Annotated in this window: 13 protein-coding genes; 7 read left to right on the forward strand and 6 right to left on the reverse strand. The window is 64.6% G+C overall.

From position 1 onward, the window contains the following. Positions 1-20: 20 nt before the first annotated feature. Positions 21-1,481 carry an NADP-dependent succinate-semialdehyde dehydrogenase gene (gabD, locus tag CEW83_RS14405; protein WP_108949961.1) on the forward strand — a complete coding sequence of 487 codons (1,461 nt, stop codon included), beginning with the start codon at positions 21-23 and terminating at the stop codon, positions 1,479-1,481. 36 nt (positions 1,482-1,517) lie between these two features. Next, positions 1,518-2,828, forward strand: coding sequence for a 4-aminobutyrate--2-oxoglutarate transaminase (gabT, locus tag CEW83_RS14410; RefSeq protein ID WP_108949962.1), 1,311 nt, complete (start codon positions 1,518-1,520; stop codon positions 2,826-2,828). Between the two features lie 119 nt (positions 2,829-2,947). On the opposite strand, the gene CEW83_RS14415 is transcribed toward gabT, so the two are convergent. The 4 genes from CEW83_RS14415 to CEW83_RS14430 are packed head-to-tail and all read right to left on the reverse strand — an operon-like array spanning position 2,948 to position 6,104. Continuing rightward, positions 2,948-3,712: a LamB/YcsF family protein gene (locus CEW83_RS14415; protein WP_108951428.1), complete on the reverse strand. Its 765-nt coding sequence runs from the start codon at positions 3,710-3,712 to the stop codon at positions 2,948-2,950. 13 nt (positions 3,713-3,725) lie between these two features. Further along, complete coding sequence (locus CEW83_RS14420) at positions 3,726-4,781, reverse strand: biotin-dependent carboxyltransferase family protein (protein WP_108949963.1); 1,056 nt, start codon at positions 4,779-4,781, stop codon at positions 3,726-3,728. Continuing rightward, positions 4,778-5,536, reverse strand: a complete 759-nt coding sequence (gene pxpB / locus CEW83_RS14425; protein ID WP_234419090.1) for a 5-oxoprolinase subunit PxpB — start codon at positions 5,534-5,536, stop codon at positions 4,778-4,780. Before pxpB ends, CEW83_RS14420 begins: the two co-directional genes overlap by 4 nt. A 25-nt stretch (positions 5,537-5,561) precedes the next feature. Continuing rightward, positions 5,562-6,104 carry a winged helix DNA-binding protein gene (locus CEW83_RS14430; RefSeq protein WP_108949965.1) on the reverse strand — a complete coding sequence of 181 codons (543 nt, stop codon included), beginning with the start codon at positions 6,102-6,104 and terminating at the stop codon, positions 5,562-5,564. Between the two features lie 150 nt (positions 6,105-6,254). Here CEW83_RS14430 and CEW83_RS14435 point away from each other — a divergent pair, with 150 nt between their 5' ends. Genes CEW83_RS14435 through CEW83_RS14445 form a run of 3 tightly spaced genes read left to right on the forward strand, consistent with a single transcriptional unit; the run spans position 6,255 to position 9,127 of the window. Further along, a complete protein-coding gene (locus tag CEW83_RS14435) occupies positions 6,255-7,244 on the forward strand; it encodes a TRAP transporter substrate-binding protein (RefSeq protein WP_199915121.1) in 990 nt (329 codons plus the stop codon). A gap of 55 nt (positions 7,245-7,299) precedes the next feature. Continuing rightward, positions 7,300-7,818 (forward strand): TRAP transporter small permease, encoded by a 519-nt coding sequence (locus tag CEW83_RS14440; protein ID WP_108949966.1) that lies wholly within the window; start codon positions 7,300-7,302, stop codon positions 7,816-7,818. Positions 7,819-7,828: 10 nt separating this feature from the next. Beyond that, positions 7,829-9,127 (forward strand): TRAP transporter large permease, encoded by a 1,299-nt coding sequence (locus CEW83_RS14445; protein WP_108949967.1) that lies wholly within the window; start codon positions 7,829-7,831, stop codon positions 9,125-9,127. Between the two features lie 61 nt (positions 9,128-9,188). On the opposite strand, the gene CEW83_RS14450 is transcribed toward CEW83_RS14445, so the two are convergent. Together CEW83_RS14450 and CEW83_RS14455 are read right to left on the reverse strand one after the other, a co-directional pair. Continuing rightward, positions 9,189-9,659, reverse strand: coding sequence for a Dps family protein (locus CEW83_RS14450; RefSeq protein ID WP_108949968.1), 471 nt, complete (start codon positions 9,657-9,659; stop codon positions 9,189-9,191). A gap of 153 nt (positions 9,660-9,812) precedes the next feature. Further along, positions 9,813-10,751, reverse strand: coding sequence for a hydrogen peroxide-inducible genes activator (locus CEW83_RS14455; RefSeq protein ID WP_108949969.1), 939 nt, complete (start codon positions 10,749-10,751; stop codon positions 9,813-9,815). A gap of 141 nt (positions 10,752-10,892) precedes the next feature. On the opposite strand from CEW83_RS14455, the gene CEW83_RS14460 reads away from it, so the two are divergent. Then, the gene (locus tag CEW83_RS14460) at positions 10,893-12,995 is read left to right on the forward strand and encodes a TonB-dependent receptor plug domain-containing protein (RefSeq protein ID WP_234418842.1); all 2,103 of its coding nucleotides are present in this window, start codon (positions 10,893-10,895) and stop codon (positions 12,993-12,995) included. Between the two features lie 131 nt (positions 12,996-13,126). Then, complete coding sequence (locus CEW83_RS14465; RefSeq protein ID WP_108949970.1) at positions 13,127-14,569, forward strand: DegQ family serine endoprotease; 1,443 nt, start codon at positions 13,127-13,129, stop codon at positions 14,567-14,569. The last annotated feature ends 1 nt before the right edge of the window (position 14,570 follow it).

Consider the following 14,570-nt stretch of genomic DNA (forward strand, 5'->3'; position numbering starts at 1 on the left):
TCCCCAACCGGAAACACACCATGCCCCTTACCCTCAAAGACCCGAGCCTGCTCCGTTCCAGCTGCTACATCGACGGCGAATGGATCGCCGCCGACGCCGGCGCCACCATCACCGTCACCAACCCCGCCACCGGCGAGACCGTCGGCACCGTGCCCAAGATGGGCCAGGCCGAAACCCGCCGCGCCATCGAAGCGGCCAACGCCGCATGGCCCGCATGGCGCAGCCTCACCGCCGGCGCGCGCTCGAAGATCCTGCGCCGCTGGTTCGAGTTGCTGCTCGAGCACCAGGACGACCTGGCCGTGCTGATGACCTCAGAGCAGGGCAAGTCGCTCACCGAAGCCAAGGGCGAGATCGGCTATGCCGCCTCCTTCATCGAGTGGTTTGCCGAAGAGGGCAAGCGCATCTACGGTGACGTGATCCCCGGCCATCAGCCCGACAAGCGCATCGTCGTCACCAAGGAGCCGATCGGCGTGTGCGCCGCGATCACGCCCTGGAACTTCCCCTCGGCGATGATCACCCGCAAGGCCGGACCGGCGCTCGCCGCCGGCTGCACCATGGTGCTCAAGCCCGCCAGCCAGACCCCGCTGTCCGCACTGGCGCTGGCCGTGCTCGCCGAGCGCGCCGGCATTCCGAAGGGTGTGTTCAGCGTGGTCACCGGCTCGGCCGGCGAGATCGGCGGCGAACTCACCGCCAACCCCATCGTGCGCAAGCTCACCTTTACCGGCTCGACCGAGATCGGCATCAAGCTCGCCGCCCAGTGCGCACCCACGATCAAGAAGCTCTCGCTCGAGCTCGGCGGCAACGCGCCCTTCATCGTCTTCGACGACGCGGACCTCGACGCCGCCGTCGAAGGGGCGCTCGCTTCCAAGTACCGCAACAGTGGCCAGACCTGCGTGTGCGCCAACCGCCTGCTGGTGCAGGACGGTGTGTATGACGCCTTCGCCGAGAAGCTCGCCGCCGCCGTGGCCAAGCTCAAGGTCGGCAACGGGCTGGAAGCCGGCACCACCCAGGGCCCGCTGATCGACATGAACGCGGTGGAGAAAGTCGAAGAGCACATCGCCGACGCACTGTCCAAGGGCGCACGCCTGATGACCGGCGGCAAGCGCCATGCGCTCGGCCACACCTTCTTCGAGCCCACCATCCTCGCCGACGTGACGCCGGCCATGAAAGTGGCGAAAGAAGAAACCTTCGGCCCTGTTGCCCCGCTGTTCCGCTTCAAGGACGAGGCCGAGGCCATTCAGATGGCCAACGACACCGAGTTCGGCCTCGCCGCCTACTTCTACGCCGCTGGCATGAACCGCGTGTGGCGCGTCTCCGCTGCCCTTGAGTACGGCATCGTCGGCATCAACACCGGGATCATCTCCACCGAGGTCGCCCCCTTCGGCGGCGTGAAGTCGTCCGGTCTCGGACGTGAAGGTTCCAAGTACGGCATCGAGGACTACCTCGAGATCAAATACCTGTGCATGGGCGGCGTGCAGTAAGCACCGTCGCCAGAACAATACCCTAGGAGAATCAGCATGAACGCAACCACCCTGCCTGCAGGACAAACCAACAGTGCGCTGATGGCGCGTCGCGCCGCGGCCCTGCCGCGCGGCGTCGGCCAGGCTCACCCCCTGTTCGCATCCAAGGCCCTGAACGCCGAGATCTGGGACGTTGAAGGCCGTCGCTACATTGACTTCGTTGCCGGCATCGCCGTGGTCAACACCGGCCACTGCCACCCCAAGGTGATCGCCGCTGCCCAGGAGCAGATCCCGCACTTCAGCCACACCTGCTTCCAGGTCGTGGCCTATGACGGCTACCTGACCCTGGCCGAGCGCCTCAGCGCACTGGCCCCCGGCGATGCCCCGAAGAAAACCTTCTTCGTCAGCACCGGTGCCGAAGCCGTCGAGAACGCGGTCAAGATCGCGCGTGCCTTCACCGGTCGTCCAGGCGTGATCGCCTTCAACGGCGCCTTCCACGGCCGCACGCTGCTGACGCTCGGCCTCACCGGCAAGATCGACCCCTACAAGCTCGGCGTGGGTCCCTTCCCGGCCGAGATCTACCACGCGCCCTATCCCTGCGAACTGCACGGCACGAGCGTGGATGACGCCATCCACGGCATCGAGCTGCTGTTCAAGAACGACATCGAGCCCAAGCGCGTCGCCGCCTTCATCGTCGAGCCGGTTCAGGGCGAGGGCGGCTACTACCCCGCACCGGCCGAGTTCATGCAGCGGCTGCGCGCACTGGCGGACAAGCACGGCATCCTGCTGATCGCCGACGAGATCCAGAGCGGCGTCGGCCGCACCGGCAAGATGTTCGCCATGGAGCACAGCAATGTCGTGCCCGACCTCATCACCATGGCCAAGGGCCTCGGTGGCGGTTTCCCGATTGCTGCCGTGGTTGGCCGCGCCGACATCATGGATGCGCTCAACCCGGGCGGCCTCGGCAGCACCTACGCCGGTGCGCCGATGGCCTGCGCAGCAGCGCTTGCCGTGCTCGACGTGGTCGAGTCCGAGAACCTGTGCCAGCGCGCCGCCGACATCGGCGAGCACATGCAGGCCCGTCTGCGTGAGGTCGCGGCCAAGCAGAAGAGCATCGGTGATGTGCGCGGCCTCGGCGCAATGGTGGCGGTCGAGTTCTTCCACGACGGCGACCACGCCCGCCCGGCGCCTGAACTGGTGAAGGCCATCATCGCCGAAGCGCTCAAGCGCGGCCTGCTGCTGCTGTCCTGCGGCAGCTACGGCAACGTGCTGCGTCTGATGGTGCCGCTGACCATTGAGCAGAACGTGCTCGACGAAGGTCTGGACATCCTCGCCGCCTCCATCGACGCAGTCATCGCTTCGGCCTGAAACCTGCGCTGATCGAGGGCAGACAAACGCCGCTTGCTGATAACGCAAGCGGCGTTTTTCGTTTACCGCAATGATTACCGATCAACCTGAACGACCGGTCGCGCGTTGGCGACAGCGACCTAGAGCACGTCGGGCAAACCCACCACTTCCCGACCACCCGCCTCGAGGGCGGCGCGCAACCTGCGCGCGTTGTCCACCGCACCCGGCGTATCCCCATGCACGCAGATGCTGTGCATGACGGCCGGCAGCACTTTGCCGCCTTGCGACACCACGCCGCCAGCGTCGAGCATGCGCAGCACGTGTGCGACGAGCTCGTCGTGGTCATGAATGACCGCGCCGGGCTGGCCACGCGGCACCAGCATGCCGGCGTCGGTGTAGGCGCGATCGGCAAAGATCTCGGCCGCAACCCTCAGCCCTGCGCGTTCACCCGCCTTGTACAGCTCCGACAGCACCGGCGCGAGCAGAATCAGCCCGGGGTCGATTGCACGCACCGCACGCGCCACCGCGTCGGCCAGCGCCGCGTCCTCGCAGGCCTGGTTGTTGAGTGCGCCATGCGGCTTGACGTGGGTCACACGCCCGCCTTCTGCAGCGGCCATGCCGGCCAGCGCCCCGACCTGGTAGATCACCATCGCTTCGAGCTCGTTCGGGGCCATCTTCATCGGCCGCCGGCCGAAGCCCTGCAGGTCGGGATAGGACGGATGGGCGCCGAGACTCACGCCGGCGGCAAGGGCCGTGCGCACCGTATTGCGCATCACCAGCGGATCGCCGGCATGAAAGCCGCAGGCGATGTTGGCCGAGCGCACTACCTGCAGCAGGGCATCGTCCTCGCCCATCTTCCAGGCGCCGAAGGATTCGCCGAGGTCGGCATTCAGGTTGATCTTCATGTCGGGTTCCAGGTCAGTCATCGCCCGCGGTCAGCGGCCGGTATTCGGGCGAGCGCGCATTCACCACGCCGCCCACCAGGTTGGCGGAATACAGGGCAGTCAGGTCCACACCTTCCGCCACAAACGGGCGGATCGCCGCGAGCAGGGCAAGGGTTTCGGCTTCGGTCTCACGTGCGATGCGCTCGCCCTCAGCCGCGCTGACGGCGGCAAAGCGCAGTGTCTGCCCGGGACGACAGGCGGCAAGCCGGGGAATGTCGCTGCCGATCACGGTCGCGATCTTGGGATAGCCACCGGCCGTCTGCGCATCGGCCAGCAGCACAATGGGCTGGCCCTTGCCCGGCACCTGGATGGAGCCCGGCACGGTCGCATCGGAGATGATCTCTGCCGGGCCGAGATGCCCGAGCACCGGGCCCTCCAGCCGCACCCCCATGCGGTCGGCCTCGGCCGTGACGCGGTAATCGCTGCCCAGAAAGGTGTCGAATGTCTCCGCCGAAAAATGGTCTGCCTGCGGGCCGAAAACGACGCGAATCGGACGCTCGTCGACCTCAGGCGGCTCGGGCAGGATGCGTTCGGCACCGCTGGCTGGCTGCGCCGGCACGCATACCCCGGCTGCAAGTGCGCGTCCATCCACACCGCCGAGGGCTGCGCGCGCATAGGTCGACGCACTGCCCAGCACCTGCGGCAGCGCCAGCCCCTCGAGCGCAAGCGCTGCGATGCGGCCGCTGCCCATGCGGCGGATGCGCAGGATGTCGCCATCGGCCAGCGTGACCGAGCGCCATGCCGGCAGCGGCTTGCGCTCGCCATCGTGTTCGATCTCGAGCACGGCATCGCCCGCCACGGCAACACGCACGGCGGCCCCACGCGCAAGCACCTGCAGGCCGCCGTCAAAGCACTCGATGACCGGCGCGGTGCCGGGGTTGCCGACCAGCGCATTGGCGATGCGCATCAGCCGGGGGTCGAGCACGCCGGCCCACGGCACGCCGATACGACGGAAGCCCCTGCGCCCGATGTCCTGCACCGATGCATAGGCACCGGGTGAAACGATCTCGAGACTGGCCGGGCTGTTCATCGCGATACCTCCGCTTGCTCCGCACCGCGACGCGTGAGCCAGTGTTGCGGCTCGATGTCACCCGATTTGAGCGAGCGCTCAATGCGCTCGTATTCGGCCATCGAGACCGGGACGAAGCGCACATGGTCACCCGCGGCCAGCAGCGAGGGCGATTCACGCCCGGCGTCGAACAGGGTGACCGGACAGCGCCCGAGCAGGTGCCAGCCGCCAGGACTCTTCCACGGGTAGATCGCGGTCAGCCCGGTCGCGATCGCCACGCTGCCGGGGGGCACGCGCAACCGCGGCTCCGGGCGACGCGGCAGGCGCAGCGCCTTGGGCAGATCGCCCATGAAGGGGAAACCGGGCAGGAAACCCAGCATGTACACCAGGTATTCACTGCCGCTGTGCAGTGCCACGACTTCGTCCTCGCTGACCCCGAGACTGCGCGCGGTCTCGGCCAGATCCGGCGCAAAGATGCCCTCGTAACATACCGGCAGCTGCCACAGCCGGCCATTGTCGCCACCGCTGTGCCCGCTCGCTGCAAACAGCGGGCGCAAGGCCTCGAGCAGAATCTCGCGCCCGGTCTGCAGCGGGTCGAAGAACACGGTAAGCGAGCGAAAGGTCGGCATGGTCTCGATCACACCGGGCAGACCACCCTCGGCCTGCAGGCGCGCAATACCGACATCGAGGGCATTCACTGCGGCAAGCAGATCCGGGTCGATCGCATCGCCGAACTCGACGGTAAAGGCAGCATCACCAGCATCCAGCACACACATGCTCACGGGCTTGTTCCTTGCTTGATCAGGGTGCGGATGTCGAAGCGGCGCGTGCAGCCTGGTCGTAACGCCCCGAAAGGGTGCGAAGCAGGCGTGCCAGATCACCGATCTGTGCGTTGTCTTCGGCACTGCCGGTGAAACCGGGCATCAGGCAGGCTTCGCGCACATCGCGGTAAGCCACGCAAGCCTCGCGTCCAGCATCGGTCGTTGCGAAGAAGGCCTCCTTGCCCAGCTTCCTGCTGTGCACGAGTCCGAGTGCGGCGAGCTTGCGCAAGGAGTAGGACACCACGTGAGTGTCCTCGACGTTGAGCACGAAACAGATGTCAGCAAGGCGCTTTTCGCTGTCGCGGTGAGCAACATGATGCAGCACCAGCACGTCGATGGGCGTCATGTCCTTGATCCCGGCAGCGGTCATGCAGCGCGTCATCCAGCGCGAAAACGCGTGCCACGCAATGATCATCCCGAACTCGAACTCGGACAGTTCGGGCGATTTCGGCGACACCAGATGCTGGGAGGAAACGATCCGTCCTCCGTCATGCCCGACCAGCGGCACAAGTTGCTTGGGCATTTTTTACTCACATTTCGTTTACGATTTCTTGACAATTTATAGATGAAATCCCAATCTTTCAATAACGCTGACTTCGACCATCATGGTTCACGCGTTTGCTGCGCCCCCAGGAATCCGACCCTTCCGCACTTTTTCACGGAGAACTTCACGATGAACATGAAGCACCGAATCCTCAGCACGCTGGCTGGCTCGCTCGTCGCATTCGGCGTGACGACCGCCGCACACGCTCAAACGGCGTGGGACATGCCGACGCCTTACCCGGTCGCCAACTTCCACACCGAAAACATCCAGCAGTTCGCCGATGAAGTGAACAAGGCCAGCGCGGGCAAGCTCAAGATCACCGTGCACTCCAACGGCTCGCTGTACAAGTCCAACGAGATCAAGCGCGCAGTGCAGGGCGGTCAGGCGCAGATCGGCGAAGTGCTGCTGTCCAGCCTCGCCAACGAGGACCCGCTCTATGCGCTGGACACCGTGCCCTTCCTCGCCACCAGCTATGGCGAGTCGCAGAAACTGTGGAAGGTGTCGCGCGATGCGGTCGAAGCGCGTCTGGCCAAGAACGGCCTGAAGCTGCTGTACTCGGTGGCATGGCCGCCGCAGGGCATCTACTCCAAGACCGCGCTGACCTCGATGGCCGATCTCAAGGGCATCAAGATCCGCTCCTACAGCCCGACCGTTGCGCGCATGATCGAGCTGATGTCGGCACAACCGGTCACCGTGCAGGCCGCCGATCTGACCCAGGCCCTGTCCACCGGCGTGGTCTCCGCCAACATCACTTCATCGTCCACCGGCTACGACACCAAGAGCTGGGAGCAGCTCGATTACTATTTCGACGTTCAGGCCTGGCTGCCGAAGAACATCGTGTTCGTTTCCCAGAAAGCGTTTGACGCGCTCGATCCGGCCACCAGGGACGTCGTGCTCAAGGCGTCGGCTGCGGCAGAGACGCGCGGCTGGAAGCTCTCGGAAGAGAAGACTGCCTGGTACATCGGCCAGCTCAAGGCCAATGGCATGAAGGTGCTGCCCGCTTCCGACGTGCTGCGTGCAGACCTGGTCAAGGTGGGTGAGAAGATGACCGCCGAGTGGCTGGAGAAGACTGGCGCCGACGGCCAGAAGATTCTCGACGCCTACCGCAAGGCCAAGTAAGCACCAATCCCATCTGGCCCGGCATGCCGGGCCATTTTTTCGTCCGGAGTCCGCCATGCGAGCACTGCTCGATTCCCTTTACCGCCTGTCGGGTGCGCTTGCCGCAATCGGCATGGTGGCCACCCTGGTCATGGTCTCGGCCGGCATCTTCAGTCGCCCGCTCGGCATCTACCTGAGCGGCACCGACGACTATGCCGGCTACTGCATGGCCGCCTGCGGTTTTCTCGCCCTCGCCTACACCTTCAAGCACGGCGAACACATCCGCGTAAGCCTGGTGCTCGAACGCGTCGGCCCGCGCCTGCGCAAGGCGCTGGAGTGGTTCTCGCTCGCGGCGGCCACCACGATTGCCATGACACTTGCCTGGTATGCGGTGCGTCTGGCGTGGCAGTCACACGAATTCGAGGAAGTGTCCCAGGGTATCGATGCAACGCCGCTGTGGATTCCGCAACTGACGATGGCCATCGGCACCGTCGTGCTGGTGATCGCGCTGCTCGACGACCTCATCCTCACCACCCTCGGCCGTACTCCGCGGCGCCTCGCCGGCGCGGGCAACGAAGCCGTCCGCATGGAATGAGAGAAACATCATGGAACTGACCATAGCGGCCCTGCTCATCGGCCTGATGCTCGTCCTGCTCGCCGGCGGCGTCTGGATCGGCCTTGCCCTGATGGCCATCGGCATTCTCGGCATGCTCGGCTTTACCCCACGACCACCGGGCGACGGCATGGCGGTCGCGATCTGGGGTGCCGGCTCGAGCTGGACCCTGACCGCACTGCCACTCTTCCTGTGGATGGGCGAGATCCTGTTTCGCACCAAGCTCTCGGAGGACATGTTCAAGGGCCTCGCGCCCTGGCTGGAGCGCCTGCCGGGACGCCTGCTCCACACCAACATCATCGGCTGTACGCTGTTCGCGGCGGTGTCCGGCTCGTCGGCAGCCACCTGCGCCACCATCGGCAAGATCTCGATGCCCGAGCTCACCCGCCGCGGCTATCCGGAGTCGATGATCCTCGGCACGCTCGCCGGTGCCGGCACCCTCGGCCTGCTGATTCCGCCCTCGATCATCATGATCGTGTATGGCGTGTCGGCCGACGTGTCGATCTCCAAGCTCTTCGTCGGCGGCGTGCTGCCCGGCATCCTGCTCGCGTCGCTGTTCATGGGCTGGGTCATCCTGTGGTCGCTGCTCAACAGCAAGCGCATCCCGCCGGCCGACCTGAAGACGAGCCTGCTGGAGAAGTTCTCCGCCTCGCGCAATCTGATCCCGGTCGTGCTGCTGATCGGCGGCGTGCTGGGTTCGATCTACAGCGGCATTGCCACTGCGACAGAAGCCGCGGCAATTGGCGTGATTGGCAGCCTGATCATCGCAGCGAGCCAGAAGTCGCTCAGCAAGGCGAGCTTCATCGCCGCGCTGATGGGCGCCACCCGCCTGTACTGCATGATCGCACTGATCCTGGGCGGCTCGGCCTTCCTCACCCTGGCCATGGGCTACATGGGCCTGCCGCGGCATCTGGCCGAATGGATCGGCTCGCTCGGCCTGAGCCCGGCCATGCTGCTGCTGGCACTGGCCGTGTTCTACATCCTGCTGGGCTGCTTCCTCGACGGCATCTCCATCGTGGTGCTGACCATGGCGGTCCTGCTGCCGACCATTCAGTCTGCCGGCATCGACCCCCTGTGGTTCGGCATCTTCGTCGTCGTCGTGGTGGAAATGGCGCAGATCACGCCGCCGGTCGGCTTCAACCTGTTCGTGCTGCAGGGGCTGACAGGGCGCCAGATCACCACCATTGCGCGCTATGCCATTCCCTACTTCCTGCTGATGGCACTGGCCGTCGTGCTGCTCTACGTGTTTCCGGGCCTGGTGACCTGGTTGCCGGGCAAGATGATCGGCTGACGCACAAATGAAACGGGCCCACGCGGGCCCGTTTCATTTACTGCAGCACTGCTCAGTGCTGTCACTTTTCCAGCAGACTGCGCAGCATCCAGGCGTTCTTCTCGTGAATCTGCATGCGCTGGGTCAGCAGATCGAGTGTCGCCTCGTCGCTCACCTTGTCGGCCAGCGGTGCCACGCTGCGTGCAGTTTTGACGACTGCCTCCTGGCCTTTCACCAGCGCACGGATCATGTCTTCCGCACTGGGCACGCCCTCCGGTTCCTTCATGCTGGTGAGCTTCTGGAACTCGCGATAGGTGCCGGGCGCCGGAAAACCGAGCGCGCGGATGCGTTCTGCGATCAGATCCACGGCCAGCGCCAGTTCGGTGTACTGCGCCTCGAACATCAGGTGCAGCGTGTTGAACATCGGGCCGGTCACGTTCCAGTGGAAATTGTGCGTGGTCAGGTACAGCGTATAGCTGTCGGCCAGCAGACAGGACAGACCGTCTGCGATCTTTGCGCGCTCTTTCTTGCTGATGCCGATATCCATTTCCATGTCATCACTCCTTGTCTCGCGACTGTTCATCGACGGGCCGTAGTGCACCCTTCACAACTCCATACTAGGCGTTTCCCTGGCATCGATCTAATTGAAACTCGGTATCGGTGGCATCGGCCAGGGCTATGCAATGCGCTTGAGGCGCACAAGCACTCACGCAGCGTCGAGCGAGGGAAGACGACCGACCGGCTTCACACCGGGCAGGCTGCTCTCAAAAATTGCCGTGCGCAGAATGTCGATCGCGCCACTGCGGGGATAGGTCACGCGCCAGGCCAGCGCAACCCGTCGCGACGGCTCCGGCTGGGTAAAGGGTCTGACCGCGACCAGGGGGTTGTGCGCGTCGAGTTCGTCCGCAGCCGAACTCGGCACCACGGTCACGCCAAGACCGGTCGCAACCATGTAGCGGATGGTTTCCAGCGAACTGCCTTCGAGCGTGCGCTGCAGCCCCCCCACATTGCGGCACTGCGGACACACCTCAAGTACCTGATCGCGAAAGCAGTTGCCGGAACCGAGCAGCAGGAGCTGATCATCCGCGAGATGCTCAGCATCGATCGTCCGGTGTGCGGCCCAGGGATGGCTCGACGGCAGCAGCACCCGAAACGGCTCGTCATAGACCGGCTGGGTCACGATACCCGGCTCCTCGAACGGCAGGCTGATGATGATGACATCAAGTTCGCCACGCTTGAGCGCTTCGGCCAGCCGCGTGGTGAAGTTCTCCTGGATGATCAGCGGCATGCGCGGTGCCAGCTGATGTACGCGCGGAATCAGCCGCGGCAGCAGATAGGGCCCGATGGTGTAGATCACGCCGACGCGCAACGGTCCCGCAAGCGGGTCCTTGCCCGCGGCCGCAATCTCGTGAATCTGGCTGGCCTCGACCATGACCTTTTCTGCCTGGGCGACGATGCGCCGGCCGGTTTCGGTAATCTTCACCTCGGACGCACTGCGCTCGAAAAGCTGGATACCGAGCTCTTCCTCCACCTTCTTGATCGCAACCGACAGGGTCGGCTGCGATACATGGCATTTTTCCGCCGCACGTCCGAAATGACGTTCATGGGCAAGTGCTACGAGATATCGAAGGTCAGTCAGCGTCATGGTGTTTTTCTACCGAAAGCGTGCGCAGGGCGGACGAGGCGACGACGGCCGGAAACGCAGTAATCGCCTTATAATATGCATCATTCATCCATCGGATGACTAGTTACTTTGGCGCATAACAAGACACAAGAAATGAAGTGGATGCAGATCCGACTCATCGCCCGATACATGGCAGGATGCCTGCTCACTGCGCCGGCTGCAACCGCGTCGGCGTTCCACGACACCAGTGAAGACCCGTTCTTCGAACCGCTTCCCGTCGTCCTCACGGTGTCGCGCCTTCCTCAGCCCATGCAGGATACGCCGGGCGCAATCAGCGTAATCGACGCCGGGCTCATCGCCGCAACCGGATACCGCGACATCGCCCGCCTGCTGCGACTGGTGCCGGGCATGCAGGTTGCGCAGGAGCGTGGCAATGATCAGTGGGTGAGCTACCACGGCCTGGGTAGCGACTTTCCGAACCAGATGCAGGTGCTGATCGACGGCCGTTCGGTGTACTCGCCGTATTTCTACGGTGGGGCCGACTGGGGTGCATTGGGCATCGGTATCGACGACATCGACCGCATCGAGATCGTGCGCGGATCCGATTCCGCCGCCTATGGCTCCAACGCCTTTCTCGGCGTGGTCAACATCATTACCAAGCATACCGCTACGGAGGCGGGCAGCACGGTCGGCGTCACACTCGGCAATCAGGGCGTCGCGGATGTCAGCGCACGCATGGTGACCCACGACGGCCCCCTGGGCCTCCGCATCACCGCCAGCCACCTGCAGGACGACGGCTCTGCCGAGCTCAAGGACGGTCGCCGGATCGGCACACTGAACCTGCGCAGCGACATTCGACTCGGCAACATCGACGAACTCACCCTCAACGCGGGGTTCAGCAACGGGCATCGCGGTAACGGTTACGAAGGCACGCTGTTCGATGGCAGTGAGCCCCGCAGCAGCGAGCACCAGAACAGCCACCTTCACGCACGCTGGCTGCACAGCCCCTCGCCTGACGAGGAATGGTCGCTATCGTGGTACCACAATAGCGAGAGCGCCCGCGAGTCCTGGAGCGCCGACTCCCACAGAAATCTGGACGGCACGCTGGGTGCCTACCCGGGCCTGCGTGCGGCCCTGCTTGCGGCACCCCGACTCGTGATCGACGTCGATCAGGATCGCGACAGCCAGCGTGACAACGTCGAGTGGCAGCACCGCCTGCGCACATCGGAGCAGCTGCAACTGGTGTGGGGTCTGGAATGGCGGCGCGATGAGCTCAAGGCACAAGCCCTGTTCAACGACAACCACACCCGCAGCCAGCAGGAATGGCGCCTGTTCGGCAACGCTGAATGGCGCATGGCGCCACAATGGCTTTGGAACGCCGGCACCATGGTGGAGCAGATCGAAGGCGACAGGCTTCGACTGGCGCCACGTCTCTTCCTGAACTGGCAACCCGATTCCGCCACCACCTTCAAGGCCGGATACTCACGTGCCTGGCGTCAGCCCACCCTGTTCGAGCGCGAAGCCGATACCCGCGTCATCCACCCGGTCTACGGTCTGCTGCAGCAACGTCATCAGAGCAATCCCGACCTGAAACCGCAGCGTATCGACGCCTTCGAACTCGGATTCATCCGCTTGCTGCCCCGGGCGCGGGGCAGCCTGGATGTCCGTCTGTTCCAGGAGCACATCCGCGACTACATCATGCGCGAAGGGCTCCCTCCCATGCTGAGCGCTGCGGACAACACGCTCGCCGACCCCAATTTCTTCCAGCGCATCCTCGGTGGCACGCGCTGGAGCAACAGCACGGATACGGTGCGGCTCACCGGTATCGAATATCAGCTGCGCGTTCGCCCGTGGGCGGACGGCGACATCATCTTCAACCATACGATGATCCGGGCCCGGGCTGCCGACCCGGCCCTGGAAGCCACCGTCGCCCCCTACAGCGCGAGCCTGACCTGGATGCAGCACCTCGGCGCCTGGCACACCACAATCAGCATCCTGCGCATGGGCCCTTCCGAGGCCGGTACGGGCTATGCCGGCAGTCAGCGCTTCAAGGTCGACGCCTACACCACGCTGGACCTGAGCCTCGCCCGCAGCCTGCGACTGCGAAATCAGACGGTGGAGTTTCGCCTCAGCGGCATCAATCTGCTCGGCCGGCATCAGGAACTCGTGCACCGCCCGGTCGAACGCTTGCCCCAATACAGCGGCAGTAAAATCGCCAACCCGATCGAACCGCAGATCTACCTGAGCATGCGCACGCGCTTCTAGGACTCGCGCACACGGATCTTGATCGACAGCCGAACCGCCCCCATGTCGCGAACACGATCTCAAGCGGGAACGCATCGCGGTCTTGCGCGTCAACCGAGAGTCGATTTGCCTTCCACAACACAGGAACGCCCATGAGAAACAGCCTCGCTGCCACCACGCTGGCGCTTGCCCTCGTCGCCTTCTTACCCGAAGGAACACTCGTCTCGACCACCCAGGCCGCGCCTGCTGTCGCTGCGGTCGGTAGCAACCGTTTCGGACTCCCCGACTTTGGCGATCTCGTCGAACAGGTCGGCCCCGCCGTTGTGAACATCAGCGTGGTCCAGGAGCAACGCTTCGGCAACGATGACAATCCCTTTGCCAACGACCCCTTCTACGATTTTCTGCGCCGCTTCGGCGTACCCATGCCCAACATGCCCGGACAACAGGGCGGTGCGCCACGGATCAGCCGCGGCATCGGGTCCGGCTTCATTGTCAGTGCCGATGGCTATGTCCTGACCAATGCCCATGTCGTTGATGAGGATGGCGCAGAGGTCACCGTACGGCTGATCGACAAGCGCGAATTCAAGGCCAAGGTGATCGGCATCGACAAGCGCACCGACGTCGCCGTGCTCAAGATCGATGCGAAGAATCTGCCGGCGGTTACGATCGGTGACCCCGATCGTGCCCGCGTGGGCGAATGGGTCGTGGCCATGGGCTCGCCCTTCGGCTTCGACAACACCGTGACCGCAGGCATCATCTCGGCCAAGGCGCGCCGCCTGCCGGATGAAAACTACGTCCCCTTCATTCAGACCGACGTCGCAATCAACCCGGGCAACTCCGGTGGCCCGCTGTTCAACCTTGCCGGCGAGGTGGTCGGCATCAATTCCCAGATCTATTCCCGGTCGGGCGGCTTCATGGGAATTTCCTTTGCCATCCCGATCGACGTCGCGATGAAGGTCAAGGACCAGCTCGTCACCCATGGACGGGTACAGCGCGGCCGTCTCGGCATTGCCATCCAGGGCGTGGACAAGGAGCTCGCGCAGTCCTTCGGCCTGTCCGACGCGCGCGGTGCGCTGATCGCCAGCGTCGAACCGGGCAGCGCTGCGGACAAGGCAGGACTGCAGGCGGGCGACGTCGTGCTTGGTGTGGACGGCATTCGCGTCGCTGACTCTGCGGACCTGCCGCGAATCATTGGCGAGAAGCGGCCGGGCACCAAGGTGAGGCTCGATGTCTGGCGTGACGGCCGGAATCGCGAAGTGACCGCAGTGCTGGACGAACTCAACCCCGAACTCGGCAGCACCGTCAAACCGGGTGGCAGCGAGAGCACCACCGGCAAGCTCGGCCTCAAGGCGCGACCGCTGACCGGGCAGGAAGCGGCCCAGATCGGTCTGAGCGGCGGTCTCGTCGTCGAAGGCGCTACCGGCCCCGCAGCACGCGCCGGTCTTCAGCGCGGGGACGTGATTCTGGCACTCAACAATCAGCCGGTGAATTCGGTCGAGCAGTTCCGCCAGTACCTCGATCGCGCAGGCAAACGTTTTGCACTGCTGATCCAGCGTGGCGATGCACGCATCTTCGTGCCGGTCCGCATGGATTGAG

The sequence above is a fragment of the Parazoarcus communis genome, from assembly GCF_003111645.1.
Lineage (GTDB): Bacteria > Pseudomonadota > Gammaproteobacteria > Burkholderiales > Rhodocyclaceae > Parazoarcus > Parazoarcus communis_A.